Origin of the sequence: Pseudomonas sp. ENNP23, assembly GCF_001728945.1 — a bacterium.
Classification (GTDB): Bacteria; Pseudomonadota; Gammaproteobacteria; order Pseudomonadales; family Pseudomonadaceae; genus Metapseudomonas; species Metapseudomonas otitidis.
Window position 1 is genome coordinate 71,032 of sequence record NZ_LYSP01000018.1, and the last position, 16,988, is coordinate 88,019.

Sequence of the window (16,988 nt, forward strand, 5' to 3'; positions counted from 1 at the left end):
GGCGTTCCGGCAGCCCTTACCGGGTTCGCCGCTGCCGCTGCAGCCGATCAGGTACGGAAGCACCGCACCCGTTGGTTCAGCTCGTTGCCAAGGTCGGTGAGGTTGTGAGCCTGGCGCTGGCCGCTGTCGGCGGCGACCCGGACTCCCACAACTTCGCGGTGAAGAACGGCTGCAACCTGATGGTCACCCCGCTGATGAAGGGTGACGAGGAAATGGTGGACCTGAAGAACACGCTCGAAGCTGCCCTGGCCAACAACCCCGATGTACCGCGCCCGCAACTGATGGTGCTGCGCCACACCCATGTGCACAGCATGGGCGACCCGGAAGGCTGGAAGCCCGACGCCGCTGCCATCTCGCGCTTCTACCGCACCTTCGACGCCTGGTTCGGCAACAAGCAGCCCCGGTCAACAGCATCCTGCCGCCCAGCCCGGAAGAGATGTTCAGGGACCGCTCCGAATTCGAGCTGGAGAACATCCGCGTTTCCCTGAATGCCCCGGTTGCCCGGAGCGAAGGCAATCGTGAGAAGCTCGCGACCTCCAGACAGACGTCGATGAGGAAGTCGCGGCATGCATTTCACCCACATGTCCGTCGCCCGGAAGCTGAAGTTCTACCAACTGGTGGCGTTCGACCAGGTCCTGCAGAGTGGCTCCCTCTTGCGTGCGGCCCAGGCGCTCAACCTCACCCAGCCGGCGGTGACCAAGATCATCCATGAGCTGGAGTCCTACTTCGGTGCACCCCTGCTGGTGCGCAGCAACCGGGGTGTCAGCGCCACGCCCCTGGGCGAGCGGGTCGCACGCCGGGGCAAGTCGCTGCTGGCCGAGCTGCGCGCGCTGACGGACGAGGTCAACGCCTACCAGGAAGGCACCTCGGGCCACGTCGTGGTCGGCACACTGATTTCCGCATCCAGCTCCTTGCTGCCCCAGGCCCTGCAACTGCTCAAGCAGCGGGCGCCGAAGGTGCTCGTCTCCCTGCGCGTCGGGCAGATGGATCAGCTTTTCCCGGCCCTCACGGTGGGTGAAGTGGACCTGGTGGTCGGGCGCGTGCCGGATGACTGGCGCACCCACCGCAAGGCGTCCCAACTGGACGTGACGGTGCTCTACGGGGAAGAGCTGGCCATCGTCGCCGGCGCCCGCCACCCGTTGCTCCGGCAGCCCACGGTACAGCTCGGCCAACTGCTGGACTGCCCCTGGGTCCTGCCGACCCAGGACTCGCTGCTGCGGCGCACCGTGGATGGCCTGTTCCACGAAGCCGACCTGCCCCTGCCGGGCAACGTGGTGGAGTCGCTGTCGATCCTCACCAACATCAGCCTCATGCAGGACCAGCAGACCGTCGCCGTCATGCCCCTGGAAGCCGCCCGGCAGTTCACCGAAGCCGGGCTGCTGGGCACCCTCGACCTGGGGCGCCGTCTGCAGTTCGGTGACATCGGCTACTTCCGCGCCGGCAACCGGGACCTCGGCCCGGCCGTGCACCTGTTCCAGCAATGCCTGGAGGAAGCCGGCGCGCTGCAGCGCGCGGCACCTGCGGACCCTCCAGCTATTCCATAAACAAATATCAGAGAACCATCTCTTCATTATTCGCTTATAGGACGCCTCCCTAGACTCCTCCGAAACCCCTGGAATCGGAGGCCGCTGTGTCCAATCCCCCCGCCCTGCTTCGCCATTACGTGAACGGTGAATTCGTCACCACGCCCCGGACCTTCGGCAAGCTGTCCCCCATCGACGGCCGCCTGCTCGGCCGGGTCTGCGAGGCCGATGCCGAGCTGGTGGACCGCGCCGTGGCGGCAGCCCGGTCGGCCCAGGAAGGTGCCTGGGCCCACTACAGCGCCAGCCAGCGGGCTGACGTACTGCTGCGCATCGCCGAAGGCATCGAGCGGCGCTTCGACGCCTTCGTCGCCGCAGAAGTGGCCGACACCGGTCGCCCGGTGCACCAGGCGCGGACCCTGGACATCGCCCGGGGCGTGCAGAACTTCCGCACCTTCGCCGAGCTGATCCGCCAGACCGGGGGCGAGTACTACGAGATGCGTACCGCCGAGGGCGAAGACGTCTTCAGCTACACCCTGCGCAAGCCCCATGGCGTGGTGGCGATCATCTCGCCGTGGAACCTGCCGATGCTGCTGCTCACCTGGAAAGTGGCGCCGGCGCTGGCCTGCGGCAACGCGGTGGTGGTCAAGCCCTCGGAAGACACCCCCTCCACCGCCACACTGCTGGCGGAAGTGATGCAGGCCGCCGGCGTGCCGGCGGGGGTGTTCAACCTGGTACACGGCTTCGGGCCGAACTCCGCCGGGGAGTTCCTGACCCGCCACCCGGGCGTGGACGCCATCACCTTCACCGGCGAATCGCGTACCGGCGCCACCATCATGAAGGCGGCCGCCGAGGGCGTGCGCGAAGTCTCCTTCGAACTGGGCGGCAAGAACGCCGCCGTGGTCTTTGCCGATTGCGACTTCGAGGCCGCCGTCGCCGGCGTGCTGCGCTCCAGCTTCACCAACACCGGGCAGGTCTGCCTGTGCTCGGAGCGCGTCTATGTCGAGCGACCGATCTTCGAGCGCTTCGTCGCCGCGCTGAAAGCCGGTGCCGAAGGCCTGAAGATCGGTTACCCCGACGAGCCCGACGTGAAGATGGGCTCGCTGATCTCCCACGCGCACCGCGACAAGGTGCTCGGCTACTTCGAACTGGCACGCCAGGAAGGCGCCACCGTGGTGACCGGTGGCGACATCCCCCACTTCGGCGACGACCGCGACCAGGGTGCCTACGTGCGCCCCACCATCTGGACCGGGCTGGCGGACGACGCCCGCTGCATGCGCGAGGAAGTCTTCGGGCCGGTCTGCCACGTCGCCCCCTTCGACCGCGACGACGAGGTCATCGCCCGGGTCAACGACTCCGACTACGGCCTTGCCGCCGCCATCTGGACCCGCGACCTGAAGCGTGCCCACCAGGTATCCCGGCGCCTGCGCGTGGGCATGGTGTGGGTGAACACCTGGTTCCTGCGCGACCTGCGCACGCCCTTCGGCGGCGCCCGCCTTTCGGGGCTGGGCCGCGAAGGGGGCCGCCACTCCCTGGACTTCTACTCCGAAGCCACCACCGTCTGCGTCAACCCCTGAGCAGGAGCGACTCCATGCATCCAGCACTCCTCGAAGCCGCCGAACGCCTGCGCCAGGCCGAGCACAGCGGCCAACCCTGCGCCCCGGTGCGCGACCTGATCGCCCGCGCCCTGGACGAACACCCCGGGCAGGACCCGGTCGCCCTGGCCTATGCCATCCAGCGCTGCAACACCCAGGCAGCCCTCGACGCCGGCCTGCGTCCGGTGGGCCGCAAGATCGGCCTGACCTCCCGCGCCGTGCAGCAGCAACTGGGGGTGGACCAGCCGGATTTCGGCCTGCTGTTCGCCGACCACGCGCGCGGCGACGGCCAGCCCATTGCCTGGAGCGACACCCGGCAACCCAAGGTCGAGGCGGAGATTGCCCTGGTCCTGGAGCACGACCTGCCCCACGAACGCCACACCGTCGCCGACCTGATCCGCGCCACCGCGTTCGCCCTGCCGGCCATCGAGGTGGTCGGCAGCCGCATCGCCAACTGGGACATCCGCCTGGTGGACACCATTGCCGACAACGCCTCCTCCGGCCTGTTCGTGCTCGGCACCCGGCCGGTCAGGCTGGAGCAGCTCGACCTGGTGCGCTGCGGCATGAACATGACCCTGCGCGGCGAGCCGGTCTCCGTGGGCGCGGGAGCCGCCTGCCTGGACAACCCGCTCAACGCCGCCGTCTGGCTGGCCGACACCATGGCCCGCCTGGGCGAGCCCCTGCAGGCCGGCGACATCCTGCTCACCGGCGCGCTGGGCCCCATGGTCACGGCCCGGCCGGGGGATGTGTTCACCGCCCATATCCAGGGCCTGGGCAGCGTCAGCGCCGCCTTCGCCCGCCAGGACTGAGGGGATCGTCCATGCCCAAGAAACGCACAGTCGCCATCGTCGGCTCCGGCAACATCGGCACCGACCTGATGATCAAGATCCTGCGCAACGCACAGCATCTGGAAATGGGCGCCCTGGTCGGCATCGACCCGGCGTCCGACGGCCTGGCCCGCGCCGCCCGCCTGGGCGTGGCCACCAGCCATGAAGGCGTCGAGGGCCTGACCCGCCTGCCGGTGTTCGACGAGATCGACTTCGTCTTCGACGCCACCAGCGCCACCGCCCACGTGCAGAACGACGCCTTCCTGCGCAGCGTGAAGCCCAGCATCCGCCTGATCGACCTGACCCCGGCAGCCATCGGCCCCTATTGCGTGCCGGTGGTGAACCTGGAGCACAACCTGCACCTGCACAACGTGAACATGGTCACCTGCGGCGGCCAGGCCACCATCCCCATGGTGACGGCGGTCTCGCGGGTGGCCAAGGTCCACTACGCCGAGATCATCGCCTCCATCGCCAGCCAGTCCGCCGGCCCCGGCACCCGCGCCAATATCGACGAGTTCACCGAGACCACTGCCAAGGCCATCGAGGTGATCGGCGGGGCGGCCAAGGGCAAGGCGATCATCATCATGAACCCGGCCGAACCGCCGCTGATGATGCGCGACACCGTGTTCGTGCTCAGCGACGCCGCCGACCCGGCGCAGGTCGCCGCCAGCGTGGCGGAAATGGCCGCCGCCGTGCAGGCCTACGTGCCCGGCTACCGCCTCAAGCAGGACGTCCAGTTCGACCGGGTGCAGGACCTGAACATCCCCGGTCATGGCCGCTTCAGCGGGCTCAAGACCTCCATCTTCCTGGAGGTGGAAGGAGCCGGCCACTACCTGCCGAGCTACGCCGGCAACCTCGACATCATGACCTCCGCCGCGCTGGCCACCGCCGAGCGCATGGCCCAGGCGATGAACCACGGCTGAGGAGACGCCCCATGGCATTCGACCCGAGCAAGAAGCTCTACATCTCCGACGTGACCCTGCGCGACGGCAGCCACGCCATCCGCCACCAGTATTCGATCGAGCAGGTGCAAACCATCGCCCGCGCTCTGGATGCAGCCCGCGTGGACGCCATCGAAGTGACCCATGGCGACGGCCTGCAGGGCTCCTCCTTCAACTACGGCTTCGGCGCCCACAGCGACCTGGAGTGGATCGAAGCGGCAGCGGAGGTGATCGAGCACGCACGCCTGACCGTGCTGCTGCTGCCCGGCATCGGCACCGTGCACGACCTCAAGGCGGCCTACGACGCGGGAGCCCGCAGCGTGCGGGTGGCCACCCACTGCACCGAGGCGGATGTGTCGAAGCAGCACATCGAATACGCCCGCCACCTGGGCATGGACACCGTCGGCTTCCTGATGATGAGCCACATGATCCCGGCCGAGGAGTTGGCGAAGCAGGGCCAGTTGATGGAGCGCTACGGCGCGACCTGCATCTACATGGCCGACTCCGGCGGGGCAATGAACATGGGCGATATCCGTGACCGCATGCGCGCCTTCAAGGCGCGGCTGAAACCGGAAACCCAGACCGGCATGCACGCCCACCACAACCTGTCGCTGGGGGTGGCCAACTCCATCGTCGCCGTGGAGGAAGGCTGCGACCGCATCGACGCCAGCCTCGCCGGCATGGGTGCCGGGGCCGGCAACGCGCCGCTGGAGGTGTTCATCGCCGCCGCCGAACGCCTGGGCTGGAACCACGGCACCGACCTCTACCGCCTGATGGACGCCGCCGACGACCTGGTACGCCCGCTGCAGGACCGCCCCGTGCGGGTGGACCGGGAGACCCTCGGCCTTGGTTACGCCGGGGTGTATTCCAGCTTCCTGCGTCATGCCGAGGTCGCCGCGCAGAAGTACGGCCTCAAGACCCTGGACATCCTCGTCGAGCTGGGCCGCCGGCGCATGGTCGGCGGCCAGGAAGACATGATCGTCGACGTCGCCCTCGACCTGCTGGCCCGCCAACCGGAGAACCGCCCATGAGCCTCGACATCCGCCCCATTGCCGCCGCCCTGGACCAGGCTGCGCGCCGCGCCGAAGCCCTGCCGCAGTTCAGCGCCACCACGCCCTTTTCGCTGGACGACGCCTACCGCATCCAGCGCGCCTCGATGCAGCACCGCTACGACGATGGCGAGCGCAGCATCGGCATCAAGCTGGGCTTCACCAGCCGCGCCAAGATGATCCAGATGGGCGTGGACAGCCTGATCTGGGGCTGGCTCACCGACGCCATGCTGGAGGAAGACGGCGGCCTGGTGGACCTGTCGCGCTACATCCACCCCCGCGTCGAGCCGGAAGTCTGCTTCCTCACCCGCCGCGACATCGACCGCCCGCTGACCCTGCTGGAAGCCGCCGACTGGATCGAAGCGGTGGCACCGGCCCTGGAGATCATCGACTCCCGCTACCAGGCCTTCGCCTTCACCCTGGAAGACGTGGTGGCCGACAACTGCTCCTCCTCCGGCCTCACCGTCGGCCCCTGGTCCCGCGACGTCTCCGGGCTGGCCAATGCCGGTGTGGTCATGCGCCTGGACGGCCGAGCGGTCCAGGTCGGCTCCACGGCGGCCATCCTCGGTCAGCCCCTGCGCAGCCTGGCGCACGCCTCCCGCCTGCTGCACGACGCCGAATGCGTGCTGCCGGCCGGCAGCCTGGTGATGGCCGGCGCGGCCACCGCCGCCGAGGCCCTTTACCCCGGCGCCCACGTCAGCGTCGAGATCCTCGGGCTGGGCGAGAGCCACTTCACGGTCCGTGCCTGACCCTTCGCCGCCCTCACAAGGAGCCACCATGACCGCCGATAACCGCTCCACCGTCGTCCCCGGCAAGGCCAAGCCCCGGGGCCGCTTTCCCCACATCAAGCGCGCCGGCGACCTGCTGTTCGTTTCCGGCACCAGCTCGCGACGACCGGACAACAGCTTCGCCGGCGTCGAGGTCGATGCCCTGGGCACCACCCGGCTGGACATCCGCACCCAGACCCGGGCCGTGATCGAGAACATCCGCGACATCCTCGCCAGCGAAGGCGCACGCCTGGAGGACCTGGTGGAGATCAGCAGCTTCCTCGTCGATATGAACGACTTCGGTGGCTACAACGAGGTCTACGCCGAGTACTTCGACGAGTCCGGCCCCACCCGCACCACCGTGGCCGTCCACCAGTTGCCCCACCCGTACCTGCGCATCGAGATCAAGGCCATCGCCTACGCCCCCCGCCACCGCTGAGGACAGAACAATGCACAAGAACCACTTCAGCCCGCCGCTCAACTTCAACCACTGGATCGAGGCAAACGCCCACCTGCTGCGGCCCCCCGTCGGCAACCGGCAGGTCTGGCAGGACAGCGACTTCATGGTCACCGTGGTCGGTGGGCCCAACCAGCGCACGGACTTCCACGACGACCCGATGGAGGAATTCTTCTACCAGTTCAGGGGCAACGCCTACCTGAACATCTGGGACCGCGGGCGCTACGACCGGGTGGAGCTGCGCGAGGGTGACATCTACCTGATGGCCCCCCACGTCATCCACTCACCGCAACGCCCGGAGGCGGACAGCCTGTGCCTGGTCATCGAGCGCCAGCGCCCGATCGGCCTGCGTGACGCCCTGCAATGGTCCTGCGCACGCTGCGGCACCCTCGTCAAACGCTACGAGATGCAACTGGAGAGCATCGTCAACGACCTGCCACCGGTCTACGAGCAGTTCTACGCCACCTCCGAGCAGGCCCGCCGTTGCCCCGAATGCGGCGACATCCACCCCGGTCGCGACTGGCAGACCTGGCACCAGACCCTCAACGAGTTCCACCGCCTATGAAGATCGACATCCACTCCCACTTCTTCCCGCCGATCAGCCAGGACGAGGCCGCCCGCCTCTGCCCCGAGCGCGCCCCCTGGCTGCGCGCCGAAGGCCGCAGCGGGCAGATCATGGTCGGCACCACGCCGTTCCGCCCCGTGCACGACGCGCTCTGGGACCCGGTGCGCCGCCTGGAGCACCTGGACGAACAGGGCCTGGACATCCAGGTCATGTGCGCGACCCCGGTGATGTTCGGCTACGACCAGCCCATCGAACGCGCGCTGCCCTGGGCGCAGTTGATGAACGACCGCGCCCTGGAAATGGCCAACCACGCGCCGAACCGCCTCAAGGTGCTGGCCCAGGTCCCGCTGCAGGACATCGACGCCGCCTGCCGCGAGGCCAGCCGGGCCGTGGCGGCCGGGCATGTGGGCGTCCAGATCGGCAACCACGTCGGCAACCAGGACCTGGACCAGGACGGCCTGGTGACCTTTCTCCACCACTGCGCGACCGAGGGCATCCCGCTGCTGGTGCACCCCTGGGACATGATGGGCCGCGAGCGCATGAAGCGCTGGATGCTGCCCTGGCTGGTGGCCATGCCGGCAGAAACCCAGTTGGGGATTCTCTCGCTGATCCTCTCCGGCGCCTTCGAGCGGCTGCCCGACACCCTGCGGCTGTGTTTCGCCCATGGCGGCGGTGCTTTCGCCTTCCTGCTGGGGCGGGTGGACAACGCCTGGCGCCACCGCGACATCGTCCGCGAAGACTGCCCCAACCCGCCCTCCAGCTACGTGAAGCGCTTCTTCGTCGACTCCGCCGTGTTCGACCCGCGCGCCCTGCAACTGCTGGTGGACGTCATGGGCGCAGACCGGGTGATGCTGGGCTCCGATGCACCCTTCCCGCTGGGCGAGCAACGCATCGGCGCCGGCGTGCTGGAACACCCGCACCTGACCGAGGCCGACAAGGCCCGCATCGTCGCCGGCAACGCCCGGCGCTTCTTCAACCTCGACTGAACCGCCGGGCCGATGGACATCGTCGTCCACCGGCCCGCAACGCCCGTGCCCATCCCTTCCGAGAACAACTCCAACAAGGAATCCGCCATGAACGCGCGCGTACACGCCCTTACCGAACTCATCGACCGCAGCCCGATCTCCGCCTTGCAGGTGCGGGTGCTGGTGCTCTGTTTTCTCATCGTCCTGCTGGACGGCTTCGACACCGCTGCCATCGGCTACATCGCCCCCGAGCTGATCCGCGACTGGGGCATCGAGCGGACAGCCCTGGCCCCGGCCTTCGGTGCGGGCCTGTTCGGCATGTTGCTGGGCAGCTTCTGCTTCGGACCGCTGGCGGACCGGCACGGGCGCAAGGCGGTGCTGCTGGTCTGCGTGCTGATCATTGCCGGCGGCACCCTCGCCTGCGCCCTGGCGCCGTCCATCGAGGTGCTGGCGGCGCTGCGCTTCGCCACCGGAATCGGCCTGGGCGGGGTGCTGCCCAACTGCATCACCCTCTGCTCGGAGTACTCGCCAGCCCGGCGGCGCATGCTGCTGGTCACCCTCAGCTACTCGGGCTTCACCCTGGGGCTGGCGCTGGGCGGCGGGCTGGCGGGTTGGCTGCTGCCGCTGATCGGCTGGCAGGGGCTGCTGCTGGTCGGCGGCCTGGCGCCGCTGCTGCTGTGGCCGGTGCTGTTCTACGGCTTGCCGGAGTCGGTGTGCTTCATGGCCAGCCAGGCGCGTCACCGGGCAGCCCTGGTGCGGGTCCTGGAGCGCATTGCCGGCCAGGGTGACTGGGCCAGCCGCCTGGACGCCCTGGCGGCCGCCCCGTCCCACACCCCGGCGGTTCGCGCATCGATCGCGGCGTTGTTCAGCGCCGGCCAATTGCCGCGCACGCTGCTGCTGTGGCTGACCTTCTTCTGCTGCCTGTTCGTCTTCTACCTGCTGACCAACTGGCTGCCGACCGTGCTGCGCGCCAGCGGCTACGCGACCACCGAGGCCGCCCACATCAGCGCGATGATGCCGTTCGGCGGCGTGCTGGGCGGCATCGCCATGGCCTTGCTGATGGACCGCATCGGCGCCCTGCGCATCCTGCCCTGGCTGTGCCTGGTGGCCAGCCTCGCCCTGGTGCTGGTCAGCACCCAGTTGGGCAGTGCCTGGGGCACCCTGGGCATCGTGTTCCTGGCCGGCTTCAGCCTGACCGGTGCGTTGAACAACCTCAGCGTGGTGGCCGCCACCCTCTACCCCATGACCTCGCGCGCCACCGGCGTTGCCTGGGCCCTGGCCGCCGGCCGGGCCGGTTCCATCATCGGTTCGATGCTGGGGGGCTGGCTGTTCGCCGAGGCGGGCGAGCTGGGCCGGTTCTTCGTCTGGATCGCCCTGCCGGTGCTGCTGGCGAGCCTGGCCCTGGGGCTGATGCAGCGCATGGCGAGTCGCCAGGAGGCGATGGCCGCCACCGCGTAACGCGACAGCGGCGGGCACAAGAAAGCGGGCAGCGCCCACCGGCGTTGCCCGCTTTGCTTTGCAGCGTCTCAGCGGCGCAAGGGCAGCGGGGCTGGCGCCTCACCGGCGACCGGCCGCGATGCGCGAAAACGCAGCAGGTAGATGAGCGTCATCACCCCCAGGAACGGCAGGCCCCAGATCAGCGTCAGCGAGAAGGCTTCGGTGAACAGCGTGGTGACCATCACCGCGAGCATCAGCAGCAGGCCGGCCAGGCTGGTCCAGGGGTAACCCCAGAGGCGGAACTCCAGGGTGTCGACGGCCTGGCGCCGGCGAAAGAGCAAGTGGGTGAGGAAGATGCCGGCCCAGGTGAACATGGCGCCGAACATGGCGATGGACATCATCAGGGTGAAGGCCCGCTCCGGCTCGACGATGTAGAGCAGCGTGCCCAGACCGATGCCCAGGGAAGACAGCAGCAGCGCCGCCAGCGGAACGCCACGCCGGCTGACCCGTCCGAACAGGGCCGGTGCCTGCCCGGCGCGAGCCAGGCTGAACATCAGCCGCGAGGTGATGTACAGCTGGCTGTTCATTGCCGAGAGTGCGGCCACCAGCACCACGGCGTTGAACAGGGCCCCGGCGAACGGCACGCCGGTCGCCTGCATCACCAGGACGAAGGGGCTCTGGCCCCCGTCGTTCTGGCGCCAGGGCAGGATCGCCAGCACCAGCGCCAGGGTCAGCAGGTAGAACAGCACCAGCCGCACCAGGGTGATGCGGAACGCACGGGTCACGGAACGCTTCGGGTCACGGGCCTCCCCCGCTGCCACGGCGATCATCTCGATGCTGAGGTAGCTGAAGAACGCCACGATCACCGCCACCCAGGTGCCCCAGTAGCCATGGGGGAAGAAGCCGCCGTCGCGGGTGTAGTTGGCGAAGCCGATGGGGCCGCCGGCCGGTGCATCGAAGACCACCCAGGCGCCCAGCAGGATGAACCCGACGATGGCGCCGAGCTTGAGTACCGAGAACAGGTATTCGACGGTGCCGAACGCCTGCACGCTGAGGAGGTTCACCGCCACCAGCGCGGCGGAGAACGTGACCATCCAGTAGCCACCCGGCACGTCGGGGAACCAGTAGGCCATGTACAGGGCAGCGGCGGTGATCTCGGTGCCGACGGCGAAGACGATCGAGGTCCAGTAGGCATAGCGGATCAGAAAGCCGAACCAGGGCGCGACGTAGAACTCGGCGAACGACCCAAAGGACCCGGAGGTGGGATGGCGGACGGTCATTTCCGCCAGGCAGCCCATCAACAGCAGGGCGATCACCGCGCCAATGGCGTAGCTCACCAGCACGCTGGGGCCGGCGAAGCCGATGGCAAATCCACTGCCGAGGAACAGGCCGGTACCGATGGCGCCACCGATGGCGATCATCGACAACTGGCCGCTGCCCAGGCTTTGCTTGAGGCCCTGCTCGCGCTGGGTCAGGTCATCGAACGTGCGTGTTGTTCTTGTCATGTTCGCAACTCCTGTGGAGGGGTGGGTCAGATCACCGACTGCAGATCGACGCCAAGGGGGTCGTCGAGGTCAAGGCGCTCGCAGTCGGCGCGACTCGAGCGAGGGGGAATCGGCATGGCAACTCCTGATGGATGCTCGTGGGCGGTTCCGCAGGCCGTGTGGCATGCGCTCTCCAGGGATGCTATCCAGCGTCGCCATTACTCAAAAATAGAAAACGGGCTCGCGTCTATTCCTACTCGGAATACTCGGAGTGACCTGCATCCTCCATCAGGGCGCGATCAGCTCGATGAAGGCACGCGACAGCGGCGAGCGCTCGTCGTCCCGGCGTACCAGCCACACGGCGGTGGTGGCGCCGGCGTCCAGCAGCGGGCGGTAGACGACGCCGTCGAAATGCATGCGGGTGAAGGACGCCGGCAGCACCGAGACCCCGAGTCCCGCTGCCACCAGCCCGATCAGGGTCAGGGCGCTGTGGGACTCCTGGGTGATGCGCAGGCTGAAGCCGGCCTCATGGGCCAGGGCGATCACCTGGTCGTAGAGGCCGGTGCCGGCATTGCGCGGGAAGTACACGAAGGGTTCGGCCGCCAGCTCCGCCAGGTGCAGGCCGGCGCTCTCGCCTGCCAGCCGGTGCTGGGCGGGCAGCACCGCCACCAGCGGCTCGCGGAACAGCTCCACCGCCACCAGAGACTCCGGCAACGGCAACGGGCGGATCAGCCCCACCTGGATGCGCCCGTTGAGCAGCGCGTCGGCCACCTCCCGGCTGTTCAGCTCGTGCAGCTCCAGTTGCACCTCGGGGAAGGCCTGGCGAAAGCGCAGGATGGCGCCGGGAATCACCGAGGTGAACGGCGCCGAGGAGGTGAACCCCAGCTTCAACTGGCCCAGTTCACCGCGCTGGGCGCGGCGCGCCACCTCGGCGGCCTGGCTCACCTGGGCGAGCACCTGGCGGGCCTCGTCGAGGAACAGCCGCCCGGCCTCGGTGAGGGCCACGCGGCGGTTGGTGCGCTCGAACAGTCGCGCCCCCAGTTCCTCTTCCAGGGCCTGGATCTGCTGGCTCAGGGGGGGCTGGGAAATACCCAGCAGTTCCGCCGCGCGGCCGAAGTGGAGTTCGTCGGCGACGGCAATGAAGTAACGCAGGTGGCGGAGTTCCATGGCAGCGATTGATAGGTTTCAGATATCAAAGATGTCGAACAATATATTGGAAACGTGTATTGCGCACCGATAGGCTTTCCCCGTCCCCCAGAGCCCGCCAGCAGCGGGCCACGGCCCTGATGGGCCGACTTGCCTGATTCGCGTGATGAGGTCCCCGATGAACCACCCCGAGCGCCAGACTGCCACCGGCGCGCCCGCCGAGCCGCCTTCCCATATCGAGAAAGGCAGCGCCACCTTCCTGCGCACCAACCTGGCGCTGTTCTGCGGCGGCTTCGCCACCTTCGCCCTCCTCTATTGCGTGCAACCGATGATGCCGGTGCTGGCCCAGGCGTTCGCCATCAATGCCGCCGAGGCCAGCCTGGTGCTGTCGGTGTCCACCCTGGCGCTGGCGGTGGGCCTGCTGTTCACCGGCTCGCTGTCCGACGCCCTGGGGCGCAAGCGGGTGATGGGCGTTTCGCTGCTCTGCGCAGCCCTGTTCACCCTCGCCAGCGCGGCCATGACGCGCTGGGAGCTGGTGCTGCTGATGCGTGTGCTGGTGGGGCTCTCCCTCAGCGGGCTCACGGCCGTGGCCATGACCTACCTGAGCGAGGAGATCCACCCGGCCCACACCGGGCTGGCGGTGGGCCTGTACATCGGCGGCAACGCCATCGGCGGGATGAGCGGCCGCCTGGTGGCCGGGGTGATGGTGGACTACCTCTCCTGGCACTGGGTACTGGCCTGCATCGGCCTGCTGGCGCTGCTCGCCGGCCTGGTGTTCTGGCGCCTGCTGCCGGAGTCCCGGCACTTCCGCCCCCGGCCGATCACCCTGGGCAACCTGGCCGGCGGCTTCGCCCTGCACCTGCGCGATGCCCGGCTGCCGGTGCTGTTCGTCGAGGCCTTCCTGCTGATGGGCAGCCTGGTGACCTTCTTCAACTACATCGGCTTCCACCTGCTGCAGGCGCCCTACCACCTCAGCCAGGCGGCGGTGGGTATGCTCTCCATCGTCTACCTCTCCGGCACCTACAGCTCGGCCATGGCCGGCTCGCTGGCCGACCGGGTGGGCCGGCAGAAGGTGCTGTGGGTGATGATCCTGCTGATGCTCGGCGGCTTCGGCCTCACCCTGCTGGCGCCGCTGCCGCTGATCCTGTTGGGCATGCTGCTGTTCACCTTCGGCTTCTTCGGCGCCCACTCGGTGGCCAGCGGCTGGGTCGGCCGCCGTGCCACCCAGGCACGCGGCCAGGCGGCCTCGCTCTACCAGGCGTTCTACTACACCGGTTCCGGCGTGGCCGGCAGCGTCGGCGGGCTGTTCTGGCACCAGGCCGGCTGGCACGGCATCGGCCTGTTCGTCGGCGGCATGCTGGTGCTGGCCCTGGTACTGGCCATCGGCCTGGCACGGCGCCCCCTGGGCGATCCGGGCCCCTGCCCGGGAGGCCCGCGCTGAGCCCGTTGCCTGGCTGGCGGAATGCCCTGCACCTGCTTTAGTAAGGAGCTGTAGGCAACATCGCACCAGGGAGGGCACGTGAAAGACCAATACAAGGCCGAACAGGAACGCATCGTCTGGCGCCGCGAGACGCTCGGCATCGACACCCCGTCGGAACCGCGCCGCCGCCCCTGGGCCCTGGCCCTCTCCGGCGGCGGCATCCGCAGCGCCACCTTCTGTTTCGGCGTACTCCAGGCCCTGGCCCGCGCGCCCTACGCCCCCGCCAACCGGCCCCTCGGCAGCAATGGCGACGCCCACACCGAACGCCTGCTGCCGCGCTTCGACTACCTCTCCACCGTGAGCGGCGGCGGCTACATGGGCTCGTTCTTCTCCAGCCTGTTCCAGCCCGGGCGTCTGCGCTCCAGCACGGGCACCGAACAGGCCCAGGCGCGCCAGGCCGCCGAGAACGCCTACCGGGTGCTGGGCTACCAGCCGCCGGGGCGCATCCACTCCTCCACCGACTACCGAGCGGCTCCGGTCGGCGCCGGGCCCACCGCCTGGCTGCGGGAAAACGGCCGCTACCTGACACCCACCGGCGCCGGTGACCTGATCTACGCCCTGGCAATGACCTGGCGCAACTGGGTGGCCGTGCACCTGGTGATCGGGTTGCCGATCCTGCTGGTCACCGCGCTGCTGGCGCTGACCCAGGGCGTGGCCTGTTCGCGCTGGAGCCTGTTCTGCGATCACCTCCTGGCCATTCCCCTGTGCATCGCCCTGGTGGCCGTGGCTCCGCTGATGATGGCGTACTGGCTGATCTACTCACGCAAGACCCAGGACGAACAGCCCACGCTGCGCAACTGGGCCGCCGGCAGCGCCCTGGCGATGGCAGTGGTGCTCACCTGGGTATCCATCACAACGGACAAGCTGCCGACGCCCGCCCGCGACCTGCTCTGGGTAGTGGTCACGGTGCTCGGCCTGGGGCTGGCCTGGTGCGCCGCCCTGGTGACCTCCCAGTACCGGAAGCAACGCCCCAATGAGAAGGACGATGGGCTGGATGCCGACAACGTGCGCAACTACCGCCTCAGGGCCACCCGGGCACTGAGCAAGGCCATTACCTGGGCCGTTGCCGCCCTGGTGCTGGTGCTGGTGCACCAACTGACGTTCGAGCTGTACACGGTGCTGGCCCGTCACTGGCAGGGCAGCCTGACCTTCAGCGTGCTGCCGGTGCTGATCTGGCTGGTGCGTCACCTGGCCCGCAGCCGTGACGAAAAGCCCGCAACCGGGCTGCTGAAGAAGCTGCCCCTGGACGCCCTGGCACTGGTCGCCGGCCTGGCCCTGCTGCTGGCCGTGACCCTGGCCTGGGGCCTGCTGGCCCACTGGTTCGCCTGGAACGGGCGGGTGCCGGGCGCCCACGCGGGTGACACGCAGCTCTTCCGCTTCGGCCTGCTGGCGGTCATCGCCCTGGTGATGACGGTGGTCACCGGGCAGTTCATCGGTTTCATCAACCTCTCCAGCCTGCAGGCGTTCTACTCCGCCCGCCTGACCCGCGCCTACCTGGGGGCCTCCAACGGCCAGCGCTTCGACGTCGCCTGTGCCCAGAGGCGGCGCATGAGCGTGTCGCAGACGCTCTCGCAGGACGATATTTCCCTGCAGGACTACTACGGCAGGCGCACCGCCGGCCCGCTGCACCTGATCAACGTCACCGTGAACCTGACCGTGGACCCGGCCGAGCAACTGGTGCAGCGCGACCGCAAGGGCAAGCCGCTGTGCGTGGCGCCCTACCGCTATGTGCCTGGCGGCGAGCAGGATCAGGTCACCAGCTTCATCCTCGACGGCCAGCGCAAAAGCCGGCTGCCACCCCACGGCCGCGGCGAGATCAACCAGCCGCTGAGCCTCGGTCAGTGGGTGGCCACCTCCGGCGCCGCTGTCAGCACCGGCCTCGGCCGCCAGACCAGCCTTGGCCTCTCGCTGCTGCTGGGGCTGGCCAACGTGCGCCTGGGCACCTGGTGGCAGAGCAACTTCGTCGACCGCACCAAGCCACTGTCGCGGATCGACGAAGCGCCGTCGCACTGGCTGCCGACCCAGACCTACCTGTTCTACGAACTCACCGCGCGCTTCCACGGCCATCGCCGCGACAAGCTCTACCTCACCGACGGTGGCCACTTCGAGAACACCGCTACCTATGAACTGCTGCGCCCCGCCCGCGACATCGAACTGGTGGTGATGTGCGACTGCGGCTGCGACCCGGAGTACCGCTTCGACGACCTGGCCAACCTGGTGCGGCTGTCGCGCATCGACCACGACCTGGAGATCGAGGAAGACCCCGGCGTGCTGCGCCACCCGCTGCTGTCCCAGGTGTTCGGCAGCACACAGAGCCTGCGTGCCGCCACCGAACCGAGCGACCGCCGCTGCGCCGTACTGCTCAACGTCTTCCACACGGACCGGGAGAAACCCGACAGCTCGCGTCGCCTCACCAGCCGCATCCTGCTGATCAAGCCCCGGCTGATCGAAGGCGTACCCACCGATGTACTGAACTACGTGCGCGCCCACCCGGACTTCCCCAACCAGACCACCGGCGACCAGTTCTTCGACGAAGCCCAGTTCGAGAGCTACCGCCAACTGGGCCTGAGCATCGGGCAACTGCTGTTCGGCGACGTCCAGCGCCCCAACAACATCGCCCACGCCCTGTCGCGCTACCTGGCCAAGCCGGTGCTGGAGGATGCCGCCGGGGAGTGAGTGCACGGGCCGGGACGGTTCCCTGTGAACCGTCCGACGGGCTGCGTAATGGCGCATTGACAGCCCGGTCGATTTGCGC

14 protein-coding genes and 1 pseudogene are annotated in these 16,988 nt (G+C 68.7%); 13 read left to right on the plus strand and 2 right to left on the minus strand.

Features of this window, described 5'->3' with window-relative positions; all coding sequences use genetic code 11:
• Window positions 1-134: 134 nt before the first annotated feature.
• The 11 genes and pseudogenes from A9G05_RS12355 to A9G05_RS12405 form a co-directional block, all read left to right on the plus strand.
• A pseudogene (locus A9G05_RS12355) lies at window positions 135-478 on the plus strand (LLM class flavin-dependent oxidoreductase); the annotation flags it as partial.
• A gap of 88 nt (window positions 479-566) precedes the next feature.
• Window positions 567-1,544 carry a LysR substrate-binding domain-containing protein gene (locus tag A9G05_RS12360; protein WP_069561265.1) on the plus strand — a complete coding sequence of 326 codons (978 nt, stop codon included), beginning with the start codon at window positions 567-569 and terminating at the stop codon, window positions 1,542-1,544.
• 86 nt (window positions 1,545-1,630) lie between these two features.
• Window positions 1,631-3,097 carry a 2-hydroxymuconic semialdehyde dehydrogenase gene (locus A9G05_RS12365; protein ID WP_069561266.1) on the plus strand — a complete coding sequence of 489 codons (1,467 nt, stop codon included), beginning with the start codon at window positions 1,631-1,633 and terminating at the stop codon, window positions 3,095-3,097.
• A gap of 14 nt (window positions 3,098-3,111) precedes the next feature.
• Window positions 3,112-3,924 (plus strand): fumarylacetoacetate hydrolase family protein, encoded by an 813-nt coding sequence (locus A9G05_RS12370; protein WP_069561267.1) that lies wholly within the window; start codon window positions 3,112-3,114, stop codon window positions 3,922-3,924.
• An 11-nt stretch (window positions 3,925-3,935) separates the two neighbouring features.
• Window positions 3,936-4,865, plus strand: coding sequence for an acetaldehyde dehydrogenase (acetylating) (locus tag A9G05_RS12375; protein WP_069561268.1), 930 nt, complete (start codon window positions 3,936-3,938; stop codon window positions 4,863-4,865).
• A gap of 11 nt (window positions 4,866-4,876) precedes the next feature.
• Window positions 4,877-5,914, plus strand: a complete 1,038-nt coding sequence (dmpG, locus tag A9G05_RS12380; protein WP_069561269.1) for a 4-hydroxy-2-oxovalerate aldolase — start codon at window positions 4,877-4,879, stop codon at window positions 5,912-5,914.
• A complete protein-coding gene (locus A9G05_RS12385) occupies window positions 5,911-6,681 on the plus strand; it encodes a 2-keto-4-pentenoate hydratase (protein WP_069561270.1) in 771 nt (256 codons plus the stop codon). The genes dmpG and A9G05_RS12385 overlap by 4 nt, the downstream gene beginning before the upstream one ends.
• A 28-nt stretch (window positions 6,682-6,709) precedes the next feature.
• A complete protein-coding gene (locus A9G05_RS12390) occupies window positions 6,710-7,138 on the plus strand; it encodes a RidA family protein (protein ID WP_069561271.1) in 429 nt (142 codons plus the stop codon).
• Between the two features lie 10 nt (window positions 7,139-7,148).
• Complete coding sequence (locus A9G05_RS12395) at window positions 7,149-7,721, plus strand: 3-hydroxyanthranilate 3,4-dioxygenase (protein WP_069561272.1); 573 nt, start codon at window positions 7,149-7,151, stop codon at window positions 7,719-7,721.
• Window positions 7,718-8,707, plus strand: coding sequence for an amidohydrolase family protein (locus tag A9G05_RS12400; RefSeq protein WP_069561273.1), 990 nt, complete (start codon window positions 7,718-7,720; stop codon window positions 8,705-8,707). Before A9G05_RS12395 ends, A9G05_RS12400 begins: the two co-directional genes overlap by 4 nt.
• Window positions 8,708-8,794: 87 nt before the next feature.
• Entirely contained in the window at window positions 8,795-10,144 is a 1,350-nt protein-coding gene (locus A9G05_RS12405; RefSeq protein WP_069561274.1) for an MFS transporter, read from the plus strand.
• A gap of 68 nt (window positions 10,145-10,212) precedes the next feature.
• Here A9G05_RS12405 and A9G05_RS12410 read toward each other — a convergent pair whose 3' ends face one another.
• Window positions 10,213-11,628 (minus strand): amino acid permease, encoded by a 1,416-nt coding sequence (locus A9G05_RS12410; protein WP_069561275.1) that lies wholly within the window; start codon window positions 11,626-11,628, stop codon window positions 10,213-10,215.
• 267 nt (window positions 11,629-11,895) lie between these two features.
• Window positions 11,896-12,774, minus strand: coding sequence for a LysR family transcriptional regulator (locus A9G05_RS12415; protein WP_069561276.1), 879 nt, complete (start codon window positions 12,772-12,774; stop codon window positions 11,896-11,898).
• 145 nt (window positions 12,775-12,919) lie between these two features.
• Here A9G05_RS12415 and A9G05_RS12420 point away from each other — a divergent pair, with 145 nt between their 5' ends.
• Together A9G05_RS12420 and A9G05_RS12425 are read left to right on the plus strand one after the other, a co-directional pair.
• Window positions 12,920-14,194 carry an MFS transporter gene (locus A9G05_RS12420; RefSeq protein WP_069561277.1) on the plus strand — a complete coding sequence of 425 codons (1,275 nt, stop codon included), beginning with the start codon at window positions 12,920-12,922 and terminating at the stop codon, window positions 14,192-14,194.
• A 78-nt stretch (window positions 14,195-14,272) separates the two neighbouring features.
• The gene (locus tag A9G05_RS12425) at window positions 14,273-16,909 is read left to right on the plus strand and encodes a patatin-like phospholipase family protein (protein ID WP_069561278.1); all 2,637 of its coding nucleotides are present in this window, start codon (window positions 14,273-14,275) and stop codon (window positions 16,907-16,909) included.
• Window positions 16,910-16,988: the final 79 nt, after the last annotated feature.